21 protein-coding genes are annotated in these 17,230 nt (G+C 62.2%); 14 read left to right on the top strand and 7 right to left on the bottom strand.

The window, feature by feature from the left end; all coding sequences use genetic code 11:
* The first annotated feature begins 45 nt into the window (after positions 1–45).
* Positions 46–1,098: an AI-2E family transporter gene (locus RS9916_RS09365; protein WP_007099128.1), complete on the top strand. Its 1,053-nt coding sequence runs from the start codon at positions 46–48 to the stop codon at positions 1,096–1,098.
* Here RS9916_RS09365 and cysC read toward each other — a convergent pair.
* Complete coding sequence (gene cysC, locus RS9916_RS09360) at positions 1,079–1,726, bottom strand: adenylyl-sulfate kinase (RefSeq protein ID WP_007099127.1); 648 nt, start codon at positions 1,724–1,726, stop codon at positions 1,079–1,081. The genes RS9916_RS09365 and cysC overlap by 20 nt on opposite strands.
* 46 nt (positions 1,727–1,772) lie before the next feature.
* Positions 1,773–2,099 carry a translation initiation factor gene (locus tag RS9916_RS09355; protein ID WP_007099126.1) on the bottom strand — a complete coding sequence of 109 codons (327 nt, stop codon included), beginning with the start codon at positions 2,097–2,099 and terminating at the stop codon, positions 1,773–1,775.
* A gap of 48 nt (positions 2,100–2,147) precedes the next feature.
* Between RS9916_RS09355 and RS9916_RS09350 the strand changes: the two genes are divergently transcribed.
* Complete coding sequence (locus RS9916_RS09350; RefSeq protein ID WP_007099125.1) at positions 2,148–3,107, top strand: class I SAM-dependent methyltransferase; 960 nt, start codon at positions 2,148–2,150, stop codon at positions 3,105–3,107.
* 39 nt (positions 3,108–3,146) lie between these two features.
* A complete protein-coding gene (gene trpB, locus RS9916_RS09345) occupies positions 3,147–4,403 on the top strand; it encodes a tryptophan synthase subunit beta (RefSeq protein WP_007099124.1) in 1,257 nt (418 codons plus the stop codon).
* A 21-nt stretch (positions 4,404–4,424) separates the two neighbouring features.
* Here the strand turns inward: trpB and hrcA are convergent, their stop codons facing one another.
* The gene (gene hrcA, locus RS9916_RS09340; RefSeq protein ID WP_050752264.1) at positions 4,425–5,465 is read right to left on the bottom strand and encodes a heat-inducible transcriptional repressor HrcA; all 1,041 of its coding nucleotides are present in this window, start codon (positions 5,463–5,465) and stop codon (positions 4,425–4,427) included.
* A complete protein-coding gene (locus RS9916_RS09335; protein ID WP_007099122.1) occupies positions 5,462–5,824 on the bottom strand; it encodes a rhodanese-like domain-containing protein in 363 nt (120 codons plus the stop codon). The genes hrcA and RS9916_RS09335 overlap by 4 nt, the downstream gene beginning before the upstream one ends.
* A gap of 77 nt (positions 5,825–5,901) precedes the next feature.
* Here RS9916_RS09335 and RS9916_RS09330 point away from each other — a divergent pair, with 77 nt between their 5' ends.
* Genes RS9916_RS09330 through RS9916_RS13910 form a run of 10 tightly spaced genes read left to right on the top strand, consistent with a single transcriptional unit; the run spans position 5,902 to position 13,848 of the window.
* On the top strand, positions 5,902–7,545 hold the full coding sequence (locus tag RS9916_RS09330; protein WP_007099121.1) for a DUF3352 domain-containing protein: 1,644 nt from the start codon (positions 5,902–5,904) through the stop codon (positions 7,543–7,545).
* Positions 7,523–8,014 carry a histidine phosphatase family protein gene (locus tag RS9916_RS09325; RefSeq protein WP_007099120.1) on the top strand — a complete coding sequence of 164 codons (492 nt, stop codon included), beginning with the start codon at positions 7,523–7,525 and terminating at the stop codon, positions 8,012–8,014. Before RS9916_RS09330 ends, RS9916_RS09325 begins: the two co-directional genes overlap by 23 nt.
* Positions 8,015–8,060: 46 nt before the next feature.
* Positions 8,061–9,257, top strand: coding sequence for a citrate synthase (locus tag RS9916_RS09320; protein ID WP_007099119.1), 1,197 nt, complete (start codon positions 8,061–8,063; stop codon positions 9,255–9,257).
* Between the two features lie 24 nt (positions 9,258–9,281).
* Complete coding sequence (nuoH, locus tag RS9916_RS09315) at positions 9,282–10,436, top strand: NADH-quinone oxidoreductase subunit NuoH (RefSeq protein WP_007099118.1); 1,155 nt, start codon at positions 9,282–9,284, stop codon at positions 10,434–10,436.
* Positions 10,437–10,487: 51 nt separating this feature from the next.
* On the top strand, positions 10,488–11,132 hold the full coding sequence (gene ndhI / locus RS9916_RS09310; protein ID WP_007099117.1) for an NAD(P)H-quinone oxidoreductase subunit I: 645 nt from the start codon (positions 10,488–10,490) through the stop codon (positions 11,130–11,132).
* Positions 11,129–11,731, top strand: a complete 603-nt coding sequence (locus RS9916_RS09305) for an NADH-quinone oxidoreductase subunit J (RefSeq protein WP_007099116.1) — start codon at positions 11,129–11,131, stop codon at positions 11,729–11,731. Before ndhI ends, RS9916_RS09305 begins: the two co-directional genes overlap by 4 nt.
* A gap of 53 nt (positions 11,732–11,784) precedes the next feature.
* Positions 11,785–12,114 (top strand): NADH-quinone oxidoreductase subunit NuoK, encoded by a 330-nt coding sequence (gene nuoK, locus RS9916_RS09300; RefSeq protein WP_007099115.1) that lies wholly within the window; start codon positions 11,785–11,787, stop codon positions 12,112–12,114.
* Positions 12,115–12,133: 19 nt separating this feature from the next.
* Positions 12,134–13,084, top strand: coding sequence for an NAD(+) kinase (locus tag RS9916_RS09295; RefSeq protein WP_007099114.1), 951 nt, complete (start codon positions 12,134–12,136; stop codon positions 13,082–13,084).
* An 8-nt stretch (positions 13,085–13,092) separates the two neighbouring features.
* A complete protein-coding gene (locus tag RS9916_RS09290) occupies positions 13,093–13,593 on the top strand; it encodes a CYTH domain-containing protein (protein ID WP_007099113.1) in 501 nt (166 codons plus the stop codon).
* A gap of 39 nt (positions 13,594–13,632) precedes the next feature.
* Positions 13,633–13,848 carry a hypothetical protein gene (locus tag RS9916_RS13910; RefSeq protein ID WP_232199566.1) on the top strand — a complete coding sequence of 72 codons (216 nt, stop codon included), beginning with the start codon at positions 13,633–13,635 and terminating at the stop codon, positions 13,846–13,848.
* Here RS9916_RS13910 and RS9916_RS09285 read toward each other — a convergent pair.
* Entirely contained in the window at positions 13,805–14,083 is a 279-nt protein-coding gene (locus RS9916_RS09285) for a helix-turn-helix transcriptional regulator (protein ID WP_007099111.1), read from the bottom strand. The two genes, RS9916_RS13910 and RS9916_RS09285, sit on opposite strands and share 44 nt — an antisense overlap.
* Before the next feature lie 94 nt (positions 14,084–14,177).
* Between RS9916_RS09285 and RS9916_RS09280 the strand changes: the two genes are divergently transcribed.
* Entirely contained in the window at positions 14,178–15,077 is a 900-nt protein-coding gene (locus RS9916_RS09280; RefSeq protein WP_007099110.1) for a methylenetetrahydrofolate reductase, read from the top strand.
* Here the strand turns inward: RS9916_RS09280 and RS9916_RS09275 are convergent.
* Both RS9916_RS09275 and RS9916_RS09270 read right to left on the bottom strand, forming a co-directional pair.
* Entirely contained in the window at positions 15,055–16,236 is a 1,182-nt protein-coding gene (locus RS9916_RS09275) for an NDP-sugar synthase (RefSeq protein WP_007099109.1), read from the bottom strand. The genes RS9916_RS09280 and RS9916_RS09275 overlap by 23 nt on opposite strands.
* A gap of 43 nt (positions 16,237–16,279) precedes the next feature.
* Positions 16,280–17,185 carry a segregation/condensation protein A gene (locus tag RS9916_RS09270; RefSeq protein ID WP_007099108.1) on the bottom strand — a complete coding sequence of 302 codons (906 nt, stop codon included), beginning with the start codon at positions 17,183–17,185 and terminating at the stop codon, positions 16,280–16,282.
* Positions 17,186–17,230: the final 45 nt, after the last annotated feature.

Genomic DNA, 17,230 nt, shown 5'->3' with positions numbered 1-17,230 from the left:
GTGCCTTGAAAAGCTCCCCACAATGGAGTCACTCTTCATGGTTCCATGGCCTGGCCCATCTGGCTGCGTTGGGCATTGGCCCTGCCACTCTTCACCCTCAATCTCTACGTCTGCCGGCAGCTGTTGCTGCCTCTGGCCCCCTTCCCCGGCCTGTTCCTCACGTCAGCCCTGATCGCCTTCCTGCTGGACATTCCCAGGCGGTGGCTGACGCGTCGTGGTCTTCCCCGTTGGTTGGCGATTTTGGTGGTGGCGCTGCTCACCGTGGGGACCTTGGTTCTCGCTGGCTTCACCTTGGTTCCGCTGTTGATTGATCAGCTGGTGCAGCTGATCAATGCCTTGCCCAGCTGGCTTGAAGCGGCCGAGGGGTGGATCAATCGGGTGCAGGAATGGGCGTTGCAGCGGGGGCTGCCCAGTGATTTTGGTGATCTCAGCAGTGATCTCCTCACCCGCATCAGCCAGGTGGCCAGTCAATTGAGCCAGCGCCTGCTCGGCATTCTTGGTGCGACCCTCGGCACCACGATCAACATCGTGATCGTGCTGGTGCTGGCGGTGTTCTTTCTGCTGGGGGGCGAGTCAATCACCGCCGGCCTCGCCCGTTGGCTGCCCGACTCTTGGCGGAATCTGGTGGTCTCCACGATCACGCGCACCTTCCGTGGATACTTCGCTGGACAGGTGCTGCTAGCCCTGATCCTCAGCTTGGGTCAGATGGTGGTGTTCACGGTGTTGGGGATTCCCTACGGCGTGTTGTTCGCGGTGTTGATCGGCTTCACCACCTTGCTCCCCTACGCCAGTGCGCTCACGATCGTGGCCGTCAGCGCGCTACTGGCGGTGCAAGATCCGAGCACCGGCCTCGAAATCCTTGTGGCCGCCATTCTTGTGGGCCAAATCGTGGATCAGGTGATTCAGCCTCACCTGATGGGAAATTTGTTGGGTCTGCAACCCGCCTGGTTGTTGATCGTTCTGCCCTTGGGGGCTAGGGCAGGTGATCTGTTCGGTTTTGGTTCGTTGCTGGGATTGCTGCTGGCGGTGCCGGTGGCGAGCTGCACCAAGACCTTTGTGGATGCCTGGCGGGAATCCTTCAGGACTGAGCCGGAATGACGCCGCGTTCGATCAGGGCGTTCACCACCTGTTCAACGCAAGCGTCCAGAGCCGCCGCACCGGTATCGACCGACAGCTCGGGGGATTCGGGGGCTTCATAAGGGCTGGAGATGCCGGTGAACTCCTTGATTTCGCCGGCCCGCGCCTTGGCATAGAGCCCTTTGGTGTCGCGTTCCTCACAGACCCCCAGATCGGCAGAGCAGAACACTTCGATGAAGTCGCCGTCGTCCACCAGGGCACGAGCTTTGTCGCGGTCGGCACGGAAGGGAGAGACGAAGGCGGTAAGCACGATCACACCGGAGTCGAGGAACAGCTTCGCCACTTCGCCGATGCGGCGAATGTTTTCCTCCCGGTCAGCGTCGGAAAACCCCAGGTCTTTGCAGAGGCCGTGGCGAACGTTGTCGCCATCCAGCACGTAGGTGGCCAGTCCTCGCTCAAACAAGGCCTGGTTTACGGCATTGGCCAGGGTGCTTTTGCCGGCGCCGCTGAGGCCGGTGAACCAGAGGATGGCGCTGCGATGACCGCGCTGATCCGCCCGGGCAGCCCGATCGACTGAGGCGTGGTGCCAGGCGATGTTGGTGGAAGCGCCCTGGTTGGTGAGCTGGCCGTAAGTGGGGGAGGCGGTCATGGGGTGTCGGCGTTCTCGTCGCGCCATTGTCTCCCACTCCGTTGCGTCAGCCGCCCGCGCGTTTGGGGCGATAGCCCTCCTTGGCAAGCAGCTCCAGGGTGAGATCCACCTGGTCCCCCTGGAGTTCCACCACACCGTCCTTGGCGGTACCACCGCTGCCGATACGGCTCTTGAGTTTTTTGAGCAGGGCCTTGAAGCCGGCAGCGTCCAGTTCCAGTCCGCGGATCACGGTGACTGTTTTGCCACCGCGTCCTCCGCGGGTGGGTTGCACCCGCACCATTTGCTGCGCCTTGGGCGTGGGGGCTGATGCTGGGCCGCTTGGGCGCTGCAGACTGTCAGCGCTGCTGAATTCTTGCCAGCCTCCTTTCGGCATTGCTCACCCGCAATCCACTCCATCCTGCCGTTCTCCGTCGCCTCGCTGATGACTGCTCCCACCGCTGCACCTGGTTGGGCTGACTCCAGCCAGGGTTTGGGTCGTTGGATCGAACGACTGATCCGGATTGGCATTCTGCGCCGGCCGTTGTTTTTTCAGGCGCGGCAGTTGATTATTCGCACGGCAGAACGGAACGGCATCCCCTGGCGCCAGCGACGGGCGGAATTGCAGGCGGCTGCAGCTCCCCTGCTGGCCCAAAGCACAACTGCTGAGGTCGAAACTCCGGAGTACTACGTCGCGCGGTTTCATGCCTATGAGCAAGGCAATCTCTGCTGGCAGGCTGCCGCTGAAGCTGAGCAGGCCACGGATGCCATGGCTCTGCGGATCTGGCCCGACGAGGATCTTTCCCCAGATCAAGCTCAGAAGCGGCTACGGGACGCAATCCACGCGGCTGTCGAGCCCCTCCTCACTGGCCCGTTGCACCAGGTGCTGGATCTTGGCTGTTCTGTTGGGGTGAGCACGCAAGCCCTGGCGGAGTGGTTGCGCCAACGGGCGGAACGTCAGGGGGAGGCCTCGCCCAGCGTCATGGGCCTTGATCTGTCTCCTGAAATGTTGGCGGTGGCACGGGTTCGTGACCGGAACGGGGCCGTGGCGGAGTGGCGCCATGGAGCGGCGGAACACACCGGCCTGCCGAAGGGTTCCGTCGACTTAATCAGCGTGCAGTTCGTCTGTCATGAGCTGCCTCAGGCTGCAACCCGGGATGTCCTGGCTGAGGCGTTTCGTGTGTTGCGTCCCGGTGGAGCGCTGGTGATGGTGGATCAAGATCCGGCGTCGTCGGTTTTGCAGCGGTTGCCAGCACCAGTGGCCACGTTGCTGAAGAGCACAGAGCCCTATATCGAGCAATATTTCGCCTTGGATATGGAAGCCGCTCTCAGGGATGCGGGTTTCCATGCACTGCAGGTCAGTGCTTGTGATCCTCGGCATCGTGTGATCGCCTGCTTACGCTGAGTCAACGCTTCAGCGGCCGCACGCGCGGTCAGACGCTCTGTGACCAGCACCCTGCCCCCTAAGCCCACCGCTCAGGATCTGGCCGTGAGTTCACGGCCTGCCGCTTCGGGCCGGTTCGGTCGCTTTGGGGGGCAATACGTGCCCGAAACCCTGATGCCGGCGCTTGCCGAGCTGGAACAAGCGGCGGCCCAAGCCTGGAGTGATCCTGCCTTCACATCAGAGCTCGACCGGTTGCTCCGGTCCTATGTGGGGCGTGCGACACCGCTCTATGAGGCGGAGCGATTGACGGCCCATTACCGCCGCGCTGACGGCGGCCCCCGCATCTGGCTCAAGCGGGAGGACCTCAATCACACCGGCGCCCACAAGATCAACAACGCCCTTGGCCAAGCGCTATTGGCCCTGCGCATGGGCAAAAAGCGGATCATTGCCGAGACCGGAGCGGGTCAGCACGGCGTGGCCACCGCCACCGTGTGTGCGCGCTTCGGCTTGGAGTGCGTCATCTACATGGGCGCTGAAGACATGCGCCGTCAGGCCCTCAACGTCTTCCGCATGCGCTTGCTCGGTGCCACCGTGCAACCGGTGACGGCTGGCACCGCCACCTTGAAAGACGCCACCAGCGAAGCGATCCGCGACTGGGTGACCAATGTGGAAACGACCCACTACATCCTTGGTTCCGTTGCGGGACCCCACCCCTATCCGATGTTGGTCCGCGATTTCCATGCGGTGATCGGCAGAGAAACGCGCCAGCAATGCAGTGAGGCCTTCGGTCGCCTACCGGATGTCCTCCTGGCTTGTGTTGGTGGTGGTTCCAACGCCATGGGCCTGTTCCATGAGTTTGTGACCTGCCCTGACGTGCGCCTGATCGGCGTTGAGGCAGCAGGCGATGGGGTTGAGACCGGTCGCCATGCCGCCACCATGACGGAAGGGCGTGCTGGCGTGCTGCACGGTGCGATGAGCCTCCTCCTGCAAGACAAAGACGGCCAGATTCAAGAGGCGCACTCCATTAGTGCGGGCCTCGACTATCCCGGCGTTGGCCCAGAGCACAGCTACCTGCGCGAGATCGGTCGTGCGGAATATGGGGCGGTGACTGATGCGGAAGCACTCGCAGCCCTGCAACTGGTGAGTCAGCTCGAGGGCATCATTCCGGCCCTGGAAACCGCCCATGCGTTCGCCTGGTTGGAGACCCTTTGCCCCACACTTCCCGATGGCACTGAAGTGGTGATCAACTGCAGTGGCCGCGGCGACAAGGATGTCAACACGGTGGCTGAGAAGCTCGGCAGTGCGTTGGGGGGCTGAGGCGTCCCTTCCCCTGCGGCTTCAGGCCAGTAAACGCTCGAGGGTGCGGGCCACCGATTGGACCGCAGCCAGGGCCGTTGCATAGGCCATGCGCATCGGGCCCACCAGGGCCACCTGGCCGATGCCTTCGCCCCCGCTTCGGTACGTCGCCTGCACCACGGAGCAGTGGTGCAGCTCCGTTTGGGGGTGCTCCTCGCCGATCCACACCCCACTGCTGGGGGAGCCGTCTGCCGGCACCAGGGCGGTTGGTTGCTCATCCATCAGTTCCAGCAGCGGGCGGACACGTGCGCTCTGGCTGAATTCCGGCTCAGCGATCAGCCGTGACACGCCATGGAATAGGGCCGTCGCTTCCTGGGGTGTTTGCCGCTGCTGGTGGCTGTTGATGGCATCACGCAAAGGACGGCCGCAGGCCTGCAGTTCCCTGGGTAGGGCTTGCCAGTCGAGCCCACCGTTGCCGTTCTGCGCCAGTTGGCGTCGCGTCCATGCCTCCATCGCCTCGATTTGCCCCTCGCTGCCGTGTGGAAGCCGCAGATTGAGGTGGTGGGCTTGGCTGGAGTTCTCCACCAGCATCACCAGCAGACGATCGTCACTGCGCACCAGCCGAATGGCCTCCAGGGCCGGTTGCCGGCGGCTCGGATGGGTGATCAGGCTCATCAGACCGGTGAAATCGGTGAGCCTGCGGGTCATCTGTTGCAGCAGGTCGTCGAGGGCGGCCCACCGCAGGCTGAGTTGGGTTAGCTCCTGCTCGAGATACTGAGCGGCTGCCCCCGGTTGAGGGAGCAGGCAATCCACGTAGTGCCTGTATCCCTTTGCACTGGGCACGCGGCCCGCGGAGGTGTGTGGCTGGGTCAGCAGGCCTCGCTGCTCCAGGGCCCCCATTGCCGAACGCACGGTGGCGGAGCTGGCCTGCAGCCCGAACCGTTTCACCAGGGTGCGGCTGCCCACTGGCTCGATCGTGTCCACGTAGTGATGAACCGTCGCCCGCAGCACCTCCTGTTGTCGGCTGGGCAGGGAATCCACGGCGTTGGTGTCACCAGCGCGATCGTACGGGGGTTTGCTCAGTACCGCGGAACACTGGGATCGACCTGCACACTCCAGGCATCGATGCCCCCCTCAAGGTTCCAGACGCTGAGCTCTGGCCGTTGCGCGAGGAGCCAGCAACCGAATTGCCAGCTGCGGACGCCGGCGTGGCAAAGCACCACCACGGGTTGGTCAATCTCGAATTGTTCAGGCAGTCCCTCCATCCATTGCTCGGCAGCACTGAGGGGTAAATGCTCCACGGGGCCAGGGAAAGGAGCGATGACCAACTCTTGCTGTTCCCTCACATCCACGATCCTGGGGCGCGGCGTGTCGTTCAGAAGTCGCTGCAGCTCCTTGGCGGAGAGGGGCCTGGGCAGGCCGTCGGGAGAGGTATCAGGCATGGCGGAATTCTGAAGCCACCCCTGGCATCCACCCGCAGATGGATAAAGATGTCGTCAAGTGACCTGATCGCCGGCCCATGAAGGCCCGCTCCTTTTTTCTCGCAGTTGCTGCTTCAGTGGTGGTGATGCTTACCGCTGCTGCTGGCTTGTGGTGGGCGATGGCGCAGCAGAGTCCGCTGCGACTCGCGCAGCAGCCCCTCGAGCTCCCGCGGGCAGCCCGTTTCGTTCCCCGTCAGTCGGCCCTCAGCCTGCATTGGCTCGTCGATCCAGGGCGTCTTCCCGCCTACGCCCAGGCTGTCGCACCTGCGAAGCAACGCCGGGATGCGCGGGATGCCGTTCAGCAGTTGCGGGATGGTGCCTTCGCTTTGGCGGGTCTTGAGTTCAGTGATGAATTGGCCGATTGGATCGGCCCTCAGGTGAGCCTCTCGCTGCTGGATCCAGCGCCAGGGGAAGGCCGTCTTGGCTGGGTGCTGGCCCTTTCCAGCCGTGATCAGGATGGTGCCAAACGCTTCCTGCAGCGCTTCTGGCAGACCCGCAGCCTGGCTGGAACGGATCTGCAGATCAGCCGGTATCGCGGCATGGGGGTGATCAGTGGCCGTGGTGCGCTGTTGGGCAGGGACCCCCAGCCCCTCGCCACAGCTCTGATCGACGACGACCTGTTGCTGTTGGCATCCGGCCGGGGGGTGCTCGAGCAGGCCCTCGATGTCTCCCAGCTCGATGCAATGCATCAGCTCGGGGATGAGGATCTGAAGCAACGCCTCAATCAATTGGGTGAAGGGGTCGCCGTCGTGACGGCTTCACCGCAGGCTCTCAGCACGTGGCTGGGGATGCCTGCTGAGCTGGTGCAGCATCCCGACTTGGAAGGTCTGGTGGCGGCCCTCGGGTTGCAGGGGGCTGATCTGAGCGTGGATGGCATGTTGCGCTTTCGTGCTCCTGTTGTCTCCGCTGGCTCCTCAGGTGGTGCAGCAGCTGCAGGGGAGGCTTTGTTGAGCGGAGCCGGCGGTGATGCCCAGGCGTTGGCCCTGCTCAACAACCCGTCAGCGCTGTTGCAGCCTGAGAGTGACGACCCGCTGGCGCAATGGCTTGGTCCCGTTGTTCTGGCGCAGCTGAAGGCTCTCTCTGCACCTGCTGTGGATGCGATCACCACCCGCACCGATGGCCCTCTGTTGTGGGAACAACAGTCTCAGGGCTGGTTGCTGGGTACCCGGGCTGGTCACCCCGGCTCGGAAGCTGTTGATGCGGCCTTGCAGCAACAGGGTCTCGCCGCGTCGTCGCTGGAGGCCGATCGAGGTCCACTCACGGTCTGGACCAAGCTCCAGCGCAAACGCAGCCATGGCACCGATTCGCTCCAGGCTCAGTTGGCGGTGGCCCTGGCCAAGGATGGCAACCAGGAGTGGTGGGGTGGCAGCCTGGATGCCTTGCAACAGCGCCGCGACGAGAAAGCGCTGCAACCAAGGCTCCAGCAGCTGACCGCCCTGGCGGATCGGGAGACCCGACTCCCACAGCAGCTGGCGCTGGCCGCCCCACTCAGTCGCGTGCAGCTGCGGGAGTGGCGGCCTTGGGCGTTTGTGCAAACCGTGGCGGGTCGGTCTCTGCTCGAACCGGTTCAGGGCCTGGCGCTGGCTGTCGGACCGGCATCGTCATCTGACAACGCCACGGGTCGTGAACAGCCTGATGGCAGTGACACCCTGCGCCTGCGTGTGCTCCTCAACCTGGGTTGATCTGTTTCTGTTCCGCCATGGCATCGCCCAGGAGCGCATGGATGGTCTGGATCACCCCGATCGTTCGCTCACGCTGCGGGGGAGGCAGCGCACAGCAGCTGTGGTCAACCATCTGGCCCAGCTCGGGGTTCGGGCAGAACGGCTGATTAGCAGTCCCTACGTCCGCGCGCTTGAGACCGCGTGGCTGGCCCACCGGGCTGGCCTGGCCCCGCTCCCAGAAGTGTCGGATTGGCTCGTTCCAGGCGGGGATCCTCAGGCCCTGTTCCCCTTCCAAGAGCGCAGTGTTCTTTTGGTCGGTCATGAACCGGATCTCAGTTCCCTGGCGGCTGTCTTGATCGGTGCACCTGCTGGGGCGCTGCGCTTGCGTAAGGCGGGTTGGTTGCATCTCCAGTTGCCAGCGGACGCTGCAACCTGGAGGGGGGCAGCCCGACTTGAGTTGCTGCTGCGGCCTGGTGCGCTGCAGGGGTGAAGGCGGGCGTCGCACGGTGCCGATAAGGTTGCTTGAGCGACGCAGGTTGGGGGTGGCACAGGCTTCCGCAGACGAGATCCGCCACGAGCGCACGGGCATTGTGTTCCGTCCGGGTTTGGATGGCGTGCCTGCCACCCAGTCATCCATCTGCGATATCGATGGCCAGTTGGGCCGTTTGTCGTATCGCGGCTACCCCCTCGAAGAGCTGGCGGCTGAAAGCACATTCCTGGAAACGGCCTATTTGCTGATCTGGGGCGAACTGCCCACGGCTGCGCAGCTCCAGGCCTTTGAGCACGAGGTGCAAATGCACCGGCGGGTGAGCTTCCGGGTGCGGGACATGATGAAGTGCTTCCCGGCCACCGGCCATCCCATGGATGCCCTCCAGTCCAGTGCGGCATCTCTGGGGTTGTTCTATTCCCGCCGGGCGATTGATGACCCCAAATACATCTATGCCGCAGTGGTGCGGCTGATCGCCAAAATCCCCACGATGGTGGCGGCGTTCCAGCTGATCCGGAAAGGTCAGGATCCGATTCAGCCCCGGGATGACCTGGCCTATTCCGCCAATTTCCTCTACATGCTCACCGAGCGGGAGCCTGATCCCTTTGCAGCCAGGATTTTTGACCGCTGTCTGATACTCCATGCCGAGCACAGCCTGAATGCGAGCACCTTCAGTGCACGCGTCACCGCCAGCACGCTGACCGATCCGTACGCGGTGGTGGCTTCAGCTGTTGGCACCCTGGCCGGCCCCCTGCATGGAGGGGCGAATGAGGATGTGCTCGCGATGTTGGAGGAGATCGGTTCCCCTGATCAGGCTGCGTCTTACCTCGATGAGGCCATTGCCAACAAGCGCAAGGTGATGGGTTTCGGGCACAGGGAATACAAGGTCAAAGATCCGCGTGCAGTGATCCTTCAGGCGCTCGCCGAGGAGATGTTCGAGCGCTTCGGCCACGACGATCTGTACGACGTGGCCCGTGCCCTCGAAGAGGCGGCTGAAACCCGTCTCGGTCCCAAGGGCATCTATCCGAATGTGGATTTCTATTCCGGGCTCGTGTACCGCAAGCTGGGCATTCCTCGGGATCTGTTCACGCCGGTGTTTGCGATCTCCCGCGTGGCTGGCTGGCTGGCCCACTGGCGCGAACAGCTCGGCGCCAACAGGATTTTCCGCCCTTCGCAGATCTATACCGGCAGTGAACAGCGCCGTTGGATTCCGCTCGAAAGCCGCCTTCCGGCTGCGGGCGCCTAAGTTGCCCTCATCACAACCGTGAACATGGTGCCCCCCTTCGCCACCACAACGACGGCCCTGGTAACGCCCGGCCTCGATCTGGAGCGCAGCTTCAGTGAGGCTTTGCAAGGGTTTGGCCTCTCCTCAGATCTGGCTCATCTGATCTGGCTGCCGCTGCCGATGCTGCTGGTGCTGGTGGCGGCTGTGGTCGGGGTGCTGGTCACGGTCTGGCTAGAGCGCAAAATCTCGGCGGCCGTTCAGCAGCGCATTGGTCCTGAATACGCCGGTGCTCTTGGGGTGCTCCAGCCTCTGGCTGATGGCCTCAAGCTCCTGGTGAAGGAAGACATCATTCCGGCGCGTGCCGACAGCCTGCTGTTCACCCTCGGCCCCGTGCTGGTGGTGGTGCCAGTGATCTTGTCCTGGTTGATCGTTCCGTTCGGTCAGAACCTGCTGGTCAGCAATGTGGGCATCGGCATTTTTCTATGGATTTCACTCAGCAGCATTCAGCCCATTGGTCTGCTGATGAGTGGTTATGCCTCCAACAACAAATATTCCCTGCTGGGTGGACTGAGGGCCGCGGCGCAGTCGATCAGCTACGAGATCCCACTGGCGCTGGCCGTTTTGGCGATCGTGATGATGAGCAACTCGCTCAGCACCATCGACATCGTCAATCAACAGACCGGTGCGGGTTTGCTGAGTTGGAACATCTGGCGCCAGCCCGTGGGCTTCCTGATTTTCTGGATCTGCGCCCTGGCGGAATGTGAGCGCCTTCCCTTTGACCTCCCTGAGGCTGAAGAGGAACTGGTGGCCGGCTACCAGACTGAATACGCCGGCATGAAGTTTGCCCTCTTCTATCTGGGCAGCTACATCAACCTGGTGCTTTCGGCGCTTCTGGTTTCCGTTCTCTACCTCGGAGGCTGGGGCTTCCCGATTCCGGTCGAGTGGCTGGCTGGCTGGCTGGGTCAGTCGGTGGATGCGCCTTTGGTGCAGGTGATCACGGGCACCGTGGGCATCGTCATGACTGTGCTCAAGGCCTACCTGCTGGTGTTCTTCGCCATCCTGCTGCGGTGGACCACACCCCGCGTGCGCATCGACCAGCTGCTCAACCTGGGGTGGAAGTTCCTTCTGCCTCTGGCCCTGGTCAATCTGCTGGTGACGGCAGCTCTCAAGCTCGCTTTTCCTGTCGCGTTCGGCGGCTGATCCGGCGCTCGCAACTTCTCACCCGCTCCCCGTTTTTCCTTCACCCAGGCCATGTTCGGATTCCTCAAGCAGGTTGGTGACTACACCAGGGATGCCGTTGATGCCGCCCGCAATCTGACCCAGGGGTTGGCGGTCACGTTTGACCACATGAAGCGCCGTCCTGTCACGGTGCAGTACCCCTACGAGAAGCTGATTCCATCGGAGCGTTACAGGGGGCGCATTCACTACGAGTTCGACAAATGCATCGCCTGTGAGGTGTGCGTTCGTGTCTGCCCGATCAATCTCCCGGTCGTTGATTGGGTGATGAACAAGGCAACCAAGAAAAAGGAGCTGCGCAACTATTCGATCGATTTCGGCGTTTGTATTTTCTGTGGCAACTGCGTGGAGTACTGCCCCACCAACTGCCTGTCGATGACTGAGGAGTACGAGCTCGCGGCCTTTGATCGCCACAGCCTCAACTTCGACAACGTCGCTTTGGGTCGCCTTCCCACCAGCGTCACCACGGACCCCTCGGTGCAGCCATTGCGCGAGCTTGCCTATCTACCGGCAGGCGAGATGGATCCCCATGGCGTTGCAGCTGATCGCCCTCGCGCCGGACAGCTTCCGGACCAAGTGCTGGCTACCCTGCCCAAGCCAGCAGCGAATGAGGGAGAATCCTCAACGACTGCCCCCAGCAAGGAGGAGAACGCAGGATGACGATTGCTGCGTCCACCCAGCTCATCTGTTTCCTTGTGCTCGCATCCGTGGTCGCCATCGGCGCCCTCGGTGTGGTGCTTCTCAGCAACATCGTTTACTCCGCCTTCCTGCTCGGAGGTGTGTTCATGGCGGTGGCGGGGCTCTATCTGCTTCTCAATGCCAGTTTTGTGGCAGCAGCCCAAGTGCTGGTTTACGTCGGTGCGGTCAACGTTTTGATCCTGTTCGCGATCATGCTCGTGAACAAGCGCGAAGATCTCGCCCCCATTAAGGGTCTCCAGACCCGGCGACTGATTTCCGGTGGTGTCTGTGCCGGTCTCTTCGCTCTCTTGGTGCGGGTGGCTCTGACTACCCCCTGGGCCGTGCCTGGCCCAGCAGCAGTGGGTGAAGACGCCACCGTGCGGATCGGTGAACACCTCTTCACCGACTACCTGCTTCCCTTTGAGCTCGCCTCCGTTCTTCTGTTGATGGCGATGATCGGTGCGATCGTGCTGGCACGCCGTGATGTGCAGGCGACTGACCTGGGGACCGGCCAGGCCGCTGATCAGGGCTTGATCGAAAAGTCACGCACCCCTCTGTTGGTTGATCAGCCTCCAGCCTGATCGCCGGAGGCTGATCCCCACTTGTTTCACCGTTCCGTTTTTATCGCTGCCCCATGTCTGAGCTGTTGAGCGGATCTGTTCCCTTGGAGGCCTTTCTTCTGCTGGCCGCAGTGCTCTTCTGCACTGGCGTCTGGGGATTGATCAACAGCCGCAATGCCGTGCGGGTGCTGATGAGCATTGAGCTGATGCTCAATGCTGTGAACATCAACCTGATGGCCTTCTCTTCCTATGTGGATGGTGATCTCATCCGTGGACAGGTGTTTGCCGTGTTTGTGATCACCGTGGCCGCTGCTGAAGCCGCTGTAGGCCTGGCGATTCTTTTGTCGCTTTATCGCAACCGCGTCACAGTGGATATGGAACGCTTCAACCTGCTGCGCTGGTAAGAGCCGGCGCCTGATCTTCATGCGCCTCGATCGGGTCTGGTTGATTTACAGAGCAGACAGTCCCGTGGCGCTGCGAGAAGCGCGGCGATGCGCCAAGGATCTGTCTTCGCTTGGAGTTCAGGTCACGCTGGCCATGAGTGGCCAGACTGCTGATCCTTATCCCGGTTTGCTGGCCACGCAGCCGGAGCTGCCCGACCTGGCGGTGGTGTTGGGTGGTGATGGAACGGTGCTCGGAGCTGCTCGCCACCTTGCAGTCCATGAGGTGCCGATTCTCTGTTTCAACGTGGGTGGGCACCTGGGCTTTCTCACCCACGAGCCTTCCATGCTCGGTGGATGTGAGCTCTGGGAGCGTCTGCAAACCGATCAGTTCGCTGTGGAGCAGCGGATGATGTTGCAGGCCACGGTGCACCACGGTCGTGATCTGCGTTGTGCCCTCGAGCAGGGCCAAAGCGTTCCAGCCACAGGCGTTCAAGGGCCTGAGCGTCATTGGGCCTTCAATGATTTGTATCTGCGTCCCCATCAGGAGGATCTGGCTCCCACCTGCACGCTGGAGCTGGAGATTGATGGCGAGGTGGTGGATCAGGTGCGGGGTGATGGCCTCATCTTGGCAACGCCCACCGGCTCCACTGGCTATGCCATGGCCTCCGGGGGGCCGATCTTGCATCCAGGGATCGATGCCATCATCGTCAGTCCGATTTGTCCCATGAGCTTGTCCAGTCGCCCCGTGGTGGTGCCTCCACGCGCTCGACTGATGATCTGGCCCCTGGGGGAAGGGGCGCAACAGGTCAAGCTCTGGAAGGATGGCGTTTCGGGCACGGTGCTCGATCCAGGAGAGTGCTGCGTGGTGCAGCGCGCGCCCCATCATGCGTTGATGTTGCAGCTGGATCAGCGGCCGTCTTACTACCGCACACTGGCCCAGAAGTTGCATTGGGCCGGCAGCCTGGTGGCGTCCACTCCTTCTCCCAACTGACGTTGCCCATGGCCTTGGAGATCGAACGACGCTTTCTGGTCTGCTCCGACGCTTGGCGGGCTTTGGCGGGTGCGCCTCAAGCGCTACGCCAGGGCTACCTGGCCAGTTCGGAGCAGGGGGTCACCGTGCGTTTGCGCATTAAGGATGCGCAGCAGGCTTGGTTGACCCTCAAGGCTCCTGCGGGAGGGTATGCCCGCCATGAGTTTGAGTATCCGCTGCCCCTGGCGGATGCTGAGGGTCTCTGGCTCCTGGCTCCGCAGCAACTCACCAAAACCCGCTACGCCCTGAACCTCCCCGGTGGGGATTGGGTTGTGGATTGCTTTGCGGGCGAGAACGCTCCCCTTGTGCTCGCAGAGGTAGAACTTCCGTCTGTTGATACGCCACTGGAGCTGCCCTCCTGGTGCGGTCTGGAAATCACAGGAGACAACCGCTGGAGCAATGCTGCTCTGGCTTCCCATCCCCTTTCGCGCTGGCCGAGCGACTTGAAAGATTCTTTTGATTTGCTTTAGATTTGCGGGGTAAGTGTCGGGGCTGCTCGGCGCAGCTGGTTGACAACCCTGATTGCGGGAGGTGAGGCAATGTATGGCCTCTACGACAACGACGGCATCCTCCGCTTCATGGGTGGTGATGTGGAGGCCTGCGAGGCCTATGCCCAGCTCTTCGGGCTTCCGCTTTCAAGTTGTTCGTTGTTGCCCATGCCCAGGCCAGCGGTGCCGGGATTCAAGAAGCGTCGGTCCCGTCGTCAGGAAGGGCACAGCAGTTGAAGCCATCCCGGCAGATCTTGCCGTGATCCATCGCCCAATTCAGCAGCGCCACCCGGTTTTTGGATCCGGTTTTGGTGAACACATTGCTCACGTGGTTGTCCACGGTTCGCTTGCTGATGGTGAGTCGCTCGGCAATCTCCTGGTTGGTGAGCCCTTCAGCCACCAGCTCGATGATTTCCAGTTCGCGTCCGGAGAGGGAAACGCTCATCGAGCCCGGAGTGCCGCCGCTGCTCATCGTCGCTGCCTCCCCATCATTTGATCATCCTAGGCACGTTCCACCAGTGTGATCCCGATCCCCCATAGTGGCTGCTGGGTAAACGCAATTTGGGATGGAGACCACGGCGCTGCAGCGCAATCTGGCAGCCGGGGCAGCAACAATCACAGCCGAGGTGATGCCTCCCAGGGGTGGTGATGTGTCCCACACCCTGGCCATGGCAGAAGCACTGCGGGGCCGTGTGCACGCCATTAATGTCACCGATGGCAGTCGTGCTGTGATGCGCATGAGCAGCCTGGCCGTGTGTCGTCTGCTGCTGGATGCCGGTCTGGAGCCTGTGCTTCAGGTGGCCTGTCGTGATCGCAACCGGATCGGTTTGCAGGCAGATCTGCTTGGTGCCCATGCCCTCGGGATCCGCAATCTGCTGTGTCTTACCGGTGATCCAGTGCGAGCCGGTGATCAGCCCGCAGCTCGGCCGGTGAATGAGCTTGAGTCCGTGCGGTTGCTGCGCCAGGTCACGGCTTTTAACCGCGGCGAGGACCCTGTGAAGGAGCGTCTCCCCGATGGTCCGACGGCGCTGTTTGCCGGAGCGGCTGCAGATCCCCATTGCCCCAGTCAGAGTGGGTTGTTGCGTCGCCTGGAGCGCAAGCGTGACGCTGGTGCCCGCTTTGTGCAGACGCAAATGGTGATGGATGCGGCGGTGCTGGAGGATTTTTGCCGTCAGGTGGCTGAACCGCTGGAGTTGCCGGTGTTGGCGGGGGTGTTTCTGCTGAAGTCGGCCAAGAACGCCCTATTCATCAATCGCATGGTGCCGGGTGCCTGTATCCCGGAGTCCTTGATTGCGCGCCTTGATGCTGCTGCTGATCCAGCTGCTGAGGGCATCGCTATTGCAGCTGAACAGGTGCGCTCCTACCTCGGTGTGGCCCAGGGGGTGCATCTGATGGCAGTGCGCGCCGAAGAACGCCTACCGCTGGTGCTGGATCAAGCGGGGATCAGCCCCCTGGCGTCGGTGTGAGGTCTGTGCCCAGCAGTTCGGCCATGGCCTTTTGCTGCGGGGAGGGTTCGATCAGATCAGCTCTGCGGGCATCGGTGATCAACCAGTCGAGGGCTGCCTCCTGCAGGTCAAAGTGGTCGCCGTCTTTGCCCACGCAGTAGCGGCCGAACACCAGTTTTTCCACCAACTGGACGCCAGGGCCGATTCGCGAATAGTCGAAGATGATCGAGTTGTCGATCACTGCTCCTTCGCAGATCGAGCAACTGGGCCCAATCATGGCCGGGCCGATCAGGGTGGCACCGTCTTCAATTTTGGTCATGCCACCCACGTAGACAGGACCCTGCACGTTGATCTTGTCCCAATTGGCGGCCACATTCAGGCCGGTGAACACGCCCGGACGGACTTCTTTGCCCGGGATGCCCACCTGACGGACCTCGCCCAGAAGCACGCTGCGAATGGCTTGCCAGTAGTCGGGCACTTTGCCGATATCCACCCACTCGAAATCCATTGGTAGGGCGTAGAAGGGAGCGTCTTGCTCCACCAGCTTTGGGAACAGATCAGAGCCGATGTCAAAGGCTTGACCCGAGGGAATGTGCGCGAAGATCTCCGGCTCGAAGATGTAGATGCCGGTGTTGATCGTGTCGCTCAGGGCTTCATCAACCGTGGGCTTTTCCTGGAAGGCACTGATGCGACCGGCGTCATCGGTCACCACAACGCCGTAGCTGCTCACCTGATCCCGGGGGACGCGCTTGGTGACGATGCTGGCGATGGCGCCTTTCTCCCGGTGGCGGCGGACCGCTTCACTCAGGTCGAGATCGATCAGGGCATCGCCGCAGAGCACCACGAAGGTGTCATCGAAAAAGGGCTGGAAATCCTGGATCTTTTTGAGACCCCCAGCGGATCCCAGCGCATCACCGATCAGTTCGCCGTCTTCAATCCGGCCCTCGAAGCTGTAAGCGATTTCCACGCCGAAGCGCTGGCCATCGCGGAAATAGTTTTCGATCTCTTCGGCGAGGTGGGAGACATTCACCATCACCTCTTTGACCCCGTGCTCCTTGAGGAGCTCCAGCAGAAATTCCATCACTGGCTTCTGCAGGATGGGAATCATCGGCTTGGGGATCACATGCGTGATCGGCTGTACCCGCGTCCCCTTGCCGGCCGCCAGGATCATCGCCTTCATGGCGCTTCAGGCCTCAGATCGATAGGTCAACATAAAGGCCAGATCAAGCAGCAACCGCTTCTCCGGCCGGCACAACAGCTGGCACGTCAAGCCTGGTGATCGGCAGCTGGGCCATGCTTCCGGGGGCGAGAAGACGTTTCAGTTGGAGAGGGCCATGCAGAGACCCCTCCTGCTGTAGTTCCACTTGCCCCTGGGAGGAGAGAAAGAGCAGGGCCCAGAACACGCCGACCCGGTCAGTGTCGAGGTCAGGGGGTGCTACTTCGCACCAGCGCAGCACCAGCTGTTCGAAATCGGTCCAGTGCAGGCCCTCTTCCCATTCCTGCAGAAAGACCCCCAGAGCGGCGGTGGTCTCGGGCAGTTTCTCTCGGTGGGCCAGAGCGGCCACCTGGGCAATCGCTTCGCGGTTGCTGAAGCGTTTTTTCTTCTGCCGCCGACGCATTTCCAGCTCGTCGGTTTCCAGCTGCTCGGCAATGGATTCCAGCTGTTCGATCAGCTCGCCCAGGGTGACGGGTCTCCGTAGCGGTGGAGGTGCAACAGGCCGCCGCTCCAGGTGCCGTTCCGGTCGTCTGGGCAAGTTGAAGTCGGGATCCAGCCAGCCTTGGTCTCCAAGCTCCGCTTCGAAGCCTTCTTCGAAGACGGGCTCGGGCGGAAAGGTTTGCGCCTCCAGTAGTTCGGCTTTGAGGCCCACCAGCACGGAGGCGGCGAGGAACGCTTCGCTGCTGTCGGCCAGATCGCGCTCGTAGCTCCCGCCTCGGCCCTGCAGAGCCGCATGCACCTGACGCGGCACTTCAATGCGTTGGCGCAGCTGGTCAAGAAAGCCATCGACAACTGCGATGACATCGACATCCCAGGGGTCGAGGTCGCCTCGTTGGGCAGCGTCCTGGAGAAGCCTGATGGCGAGGCGTGCTCCGGCATCAGCGCGCTGACTTCGGCTGATCTCGGACACCACTCAACCCAGTCTGCTCGCAAGGTATCGGTGTTGAAGCCTCTTCGC

The sequence above is a fragment of the Synechococcus sp. RS9916 genome (assembly GCF_000153825.1).
Classification (GTDB): Bacteria; Cyanobacteriota; Cyanobacteriia; order PCC-6307; family Cyanobiaceae; genus Synechococcus_C.
The sequence above is the reverse complement of the archived record's forward strand: the minus strand, read 5'-3'. Positions and strand labels throughout refer to the sequence as shown.